1 protein-coding gene is annotated in these 494 nt (G+C 64.0%); it reads right to left on the bottom strand.

Annotation, left to right across the window (positions count from 1 at the left end; translation table 11 throughout):
* On the bottom strand, nucleotides 1-494 hold a 494-nt coding region (locus M5B98_RS28660; RefSeq protein ID WP_248744685.1), incomplete at both ends, for an aromatic amino acid lyase.

The following is a 494-nucleotide window of genomic DNA, read 5'->3' as shown; positions in this document are numbered from 1 at the left end:
AGGAACGGCGGCAGTTGCGACATGTGCTTGTCCATCATCAGCGAGATGCGACGCTCACTCAGGGAGCCGATTTCGGCGATGGCCAATGCCATGTTGTCAGCGGCCATGGCCACTGGCTCGGCGTGGAAGTTGCCGCCGGAAATCACGTCGCCTTCAGCTGCAAACACCAGTGGATTGTCGGAGACGGCGTTGGCCTCGATCACCAGCACTTCGGCAGCCTGACGGAACTGGGTCAGGCACGCGCCCATGACTTGCGGCTGGCAGCGCAGCGAGTACGGGTCCTGGACCTTTTCGCAGTTCTGGTGCGAGTCGGAGACTTCGCTGCGCTCGCCGAGCAGATCGCGGTAAGCGGCAGCGGTATCGATCTGGCCTTTCTGGCCACGGGCCGCGTGGATGCGGGCGTCGAAAGGCGAGCGCGAACCCAATACCGCTTCCACCGTCAGACCGCCCAGCGCCAGCGCGCCGGCGAACAGGTCTTCACCTTCGAACAGACC

It is taken from the genome of Pseudomonas sp. MWU12-3088 (assembly GCF_023242405.1).
In the GTDB taxonomy this organism is placed as follows: domain Bacteria; phylum Pseudomonadota; class Gammaproteobacteria; order Pseudomonadales; family Pseudomonadaceae; genus Aquipseudomonas; species Aquipseudomonas kribbensis.
Note: the sequence above shows the minus strand (reverse complement) of the source record. Positions and strands in the feature narration are given on the sequence as shown.